Here is a 4378-nt window from a genome sequence, read left to right as displayed (position 1 = left end):
ACACAAAATGTGCCCAACTGTCAAAGGACTGTTTTCGCTTGTCTCCATTGTGTTTCATGACTATTTCTTCAAATTCTCGCTTCGGTATCAAATCCAACACTTGACGAAAAAGACTGACTGATGTATTCTTCATTACGGAGCCTCCTTGTGGTTTAGGCAACCGTAATATACTATTACGGACAAGTTGGCTCCACTTTTTTCACCCCTTCAAAAGTTTGTTAGGACAGGTGTGACCACAAATATTTTTCTTCATTACTTTGTTTGCTCCATTTATCGTGAGTCATTTTTCCGAATTCAAAATTTTTCTGTTTGATATATTCCTCTTGATCGACTTCAACAAAAAACAATCGCAGTTGGGATGCCGTGGCAGAAATGGAATATTTACATCATTTTCAGCAAAAATTTCTCCGGCAAAACGCAGGCAACTCGCACAAGGTGTCGTTTTTGCATCCATTACATACTTGTAATACCGAATTGTCGGAATAAATCCGCTTGAATTTAATAATGACATAGTTCCATAAAAAAATCCTTTCTTTGGTAATTAAAAACAGGAGAGAAGCCTCTCTATTAATAGCGTGCTTCGTCAACATTTTTTTTGCAAAAAATGATTTTTTCTGCTCAAAATGCTATCTTATGTATTCCGTCAGATCATTAAGTAAAACAGAAAGGAAACAAGAAATGATCAAGAAGTACAGCGAAGAAAAAGGCTGGAGGTAATCAATGCACGCAAAGACGGAGCAACCATTGCTCAAATTACAGCACAAACCGGAGTCGGACGAACAACGGTAAAAGCATGGCTGAAAGATGCCGGATGCCAAAATTAAAAGGATACAAAAGCCGAGTTCAATTTTCTGATAATCCGGTAACTATCGTACAACAGAAGAAAAATTGATTTTTTGCTGTTTTTTCAAAAATCGTCGACCATTGCATCCCGATACGGAGTTTTTAGACTGCTCTTTGCAGAAAAATAAAAAACGGAATTTCAGCAGGACTCAAAGGTCATCTCTGAAATTCCGTATGCACTGCATTCCGCCCTTACTTCATCGGGATCTCGGGATGCTGGAGGGCAAGCGGCATTCCTTTCTGCGAAAGGTAGAACATATCAAGGATAACAGGCTTGTCGCCGGTGTTCATTCCACAGTGAACGGAACCGACCATCTCAACGAAGGAGGGTGATTCACTTGACAGGATGAGTGAAATAAGTATCCGGATAGGGTTCTTTTGCCAGCGTGAAGTGCCACCATTCTTCCGGAAGCGGCCGGAAGCCGTGACGAATCATCGCCTTGCGTAAAATCATCCGGTTTTTGAATTGCACCTCATTAATTTCACCATCGGTTGGCGGAGTATTGCCGGGGAATTTTCCGGTATATTTTCCCGTTTCAGGATTGCCGCACCAGTCAGAGTGGCTTTCCTTGCCGAACCAGTCAAAGGTTGCTCCCATATCGACTTCTTTGCCTGTCGCGATATCAAATAGTGTCAAGTCGACCGTGCTGCCCCGACTGTGTCCGGATTTCTCCGCAATGTAGCCACGCGGGAAGAGAACGCTTTTATCCAGATTCCGGTAAAAATATGGCTTCATGCGTACATCTTCCGCCTTTTTTGCCCAAGCAACAAAATGGTTGACAGCCCGCTGGGGACGGTAGGCATCAAATATTTTCAGACGGTAACCTTGTGCTTTGACATCATCACTGACCGCTTTCAGAGCTGTGGCAGCCTCCACGGTAAGCAATGCAGTAGGCTGTTCGTAACCATCGATCCGTTCCCCGACAAAGTTATAGGTGGAAAAATAGCGGATTTCAAGAATTGCATCCGGCACTACATCTGAAATATGTATAAATCCGGATGGTGGAGTTGCAGGCGTATAAACCGAACATGCTGAAAGCAGTAAGCATGCCCCTGCCGATATAATGAAGCATAATTCATTCATATTAAGTTTCCTGTTGCTTTGTTGTGATTTCCGCTATCCGGCAAACTCGCAAGATTCGCAAAAAAACAGATTGCACAAAGGTGCAACCCATAACCTGTCTAATATACCATACAAAAATATAATTACAACCGAAAAAAAATGAAAAAAATCAAAATTTGCAAATAAGCAAGTCAGCCAATGCTCAAATCAACGATGTCTGATAATCGAATTTTACAACCGTCAGCCAGCGTGACGGTTGCATCTGCGTCGGATATTTTTTTGACAACTCCAAACCCCTCAACTATTGCCCCTCCGCTTTTGCGTTCATCCGGCACAAAATATTTGATACGCACTTCAGGATATTCGTTGATGTGGTTACGATATATAGTGTTACATGTGCCAGCTTGGCACAATTAAAAATTGTAATAGTTGACATTCCCACTTCACAATTGAGCCAATTTCAAAAAGATTGGCTATTTATCTTTTAATAACTCTTCTTCTCATGTGCCAGCCCCCTCTTGACGCATTTGGTACAACTTTTTTCAAAAAAACTGGCTCAAAACGGAGAAGAGACAAAGACTTTTGTTATGAATTGCGTGAATATGGTAACCGACCTTTTGATTTTTTGAACATATGTCCTTTGTAGGTAAATTTTGTTTTATTCATTAATTACCAAGATGTTATTTTGATAAAAGATCACAAAATGAATGTATGACAGAGAAAAATTGATAATCAAAAATCTGCTTTCCAACGTGTGTTTCCATCAAAAAATGCTCTCCAATCAAAAAGCCTAGACCTTTACTCCCCCGGAGAATTTACCGGGAGAAGGTCTGAAACACACCTTCATAAGAGAAAAGTAAGACAAAAGAAACTTCTCCGTCAATGACTATATATTGAAAATAATAAACGCCGTGTGCAAGTTTTATTGGTAAAAAACGAAAAAGAGCATGCTTGGGCTATTAATAGCCGAAATATCGATTAAGTTAGGTTAGCTGCAACCAACTTAGAAAGGTATTCAAGCATGCTCACGGAAGACTATATCACCGAAGTGTATTGTTTCATACAAGGTACGTACGATGTTGCGCCAGGCATACGGCTATCGGGATGATGAGTATATGATCCTGAAAATATATGATCTGCCAAACCGCAAATTACAGGTGGTCATTTGAGTTCAATTTTTCACAAAGTGCAGAAGAGGCATTATTTTTCAAATGCGTTCATCAGTTTAACGGCATCGGGATGCTGCTGTTCTGCGGCGCGTCTGATGTACTCCCGGCATTTAGCTTCGTCCGGTTCTTTCTGAATCACGCCGCCTTTGGAGTACCAGAGCCCGACCCAGAATTGCGCCGTTGCATCCCCCTTGTCGGCATGTTCGACTGCTTTCCCGGCCCAGAATGCCAGTTGTTCTTTATCCGGCTCCACCTCATCGTAGTATTCAACCATTTTGAGTACGGCTCCGGTGACGTTATTTTCAGCGGCGCGGCGGCACCATTTCCAACTCTCAGGACGGTTGGGTTCCATACCATCACCAGTATAACAGCAGACCGCCAGGAAGAATTGAGATTCGCCGTGTCCCTTCTCGGCCAAGACGGTAATCTCCTTCAGGGCTTCGGCTTTGTTACCGGTGACTCCCTGTCCGAAAAAGCGGCATTTAGCCAGATAGAACTGCGCCCGCTTTGATCCGCTGGCGGCGGCCTTCTGATAATGCGGGATGGCGGCAGCGTAATCCTGACGGTTATAGTATCTGGTTCCAAGCTCAAGCTGTGCGCGGGTCTCCACGGCGGCGCTGACTTTCATATCGGTTTCGGTCTCATTAACGGAAATCGTTTCGAGCCTCATTACCGGCATTTCCCATCCCTCGACCCGGTAGCTTCGGCCGACGGCCTGCACTATCTTCCCGGCGAATTTATCGAGCTGCTGCGGGTTCGGAGCATAAACGAAACAGATTGTTCGGAAGTTGTCGTTTCCGAGTGCTTCCAGCAGCATATAGCCGACATTCCCGGCGGCGCTGCTGACCGGGAACAGGAGGCCGTCTACCGCCACCTTCTTGCCGCTGTCGGCGACTGCCGGTAAATCGCTAAATGGGCGCGCGGGATCATACGCCGCCAGTGTCGTAACAGTCATATCCTGCGATATTGATGCAGGCAGAGGACAGGCTTTACAACCCAATACCACTGCAGCAGAAGCAAGGCCGCAGGTGGTCGTAGTCAGCCATTTTATTTTCAGCATATTAATATTTTCCAATATTTGTAGTTTTTTGTCGATGATTATATTAAACTAATTTCTTAATCTCCCGAGCCGAAGATCAGGAATAATACAAATAAAATAACAAAAAATATAATTATTTCAAGTTTTCCTGTTTTTTTGAACTGCTCCCGCGAATCGAGAGAAGTTCCTGAATTTATTGTGCCGACCTTGATTGAAAAAAACACGAATTTTTTTGGCTGACCGGGGAAGCGCCAAGGACGGACT

General features: G+C 43.6%; 4 protein-coding genes and 1 pseudogene. 1 reads left to right on the top strand and 4 read right to left on the bottom strand.

Features of this window, described 5'->3' with window-relative positions:
- Positions 1-133, bottom strand: a 133-nt coding sequence (locus tag FYJ85_RS24525; RefSeq protein WP_154420959.1) for a DUF4372 domain-containing protein, incomplete at its 3' end; no start/stop codon positions are given.
- A gap of 571 nt (positions 134-704) precedes the next feature.
- On the opposite strand from FYJ85_RS24525, the pseudogene FYJ85_RS24520 reads away from it, so the two are divergent.
- Positions 705-824: pseudogene (locus FYJ85_RS24520) on the top strand (helix-turn-helix domain-containing protein); the annotation flags it as partial.
- Positions 825-1177: 353 nt separating this feature from the next.
- On the opposite strand, the gene FYJ85_RS22655 reads toward FYJ85_RS24520, so the two are convergent.
- From FYJ85_RS22655 to FYJ85_RS23460, 3 genes are all read right to left on the bottom strand, one after another.
- The gene (locus FYJ85_RS22655; protein WP_154420958.1) at positions 1178-1927 is read right to left on the bottom strand and encodes a M15 family metallopeptidase; all 750 of its coding nucleotides are present in this window, start codon (positions 1925-1927) and stop codon (positions 1178-1180) included.
- Positions 1928-3106: 1179 nt separating this feature from the next.
- Positions 3107-4135 carry a tetratricopeptide repeat protein gene (locus tag FYJ85_RS22650; RefSeq protein WP_154420957.1) on the bottom strand — a complete coding sequence of 343 codons (1029 nt, stop codon included), beginning with the start codon at positions 4133-4135 and terminating at the stop codon, positions 3107-3109.
- 56 nt (positions 4136-4191) lie between these two features.
- On the bottom strand, positions 4192-4378 hold a 187-nt coding region (locus tag FYJ85_RS23460), incomplete at its 5' end, for a hypothetical protein (protein WP_206213421.1).

The organism is Victivallis lenta (assembly GCF_009695545.1).
GTDB classification, from domain to species: Bacteria; Verrucomicrobiota; Lentisphaeria; order Victivallales; family Victivallaceae; genus Victivallis; species Victivallis lenta.
The sequence above is the reverse complement of the archived record's forward strand: the minus strand, read 5'-3'. Positions and strand labels throughout refer to the sequence as shown.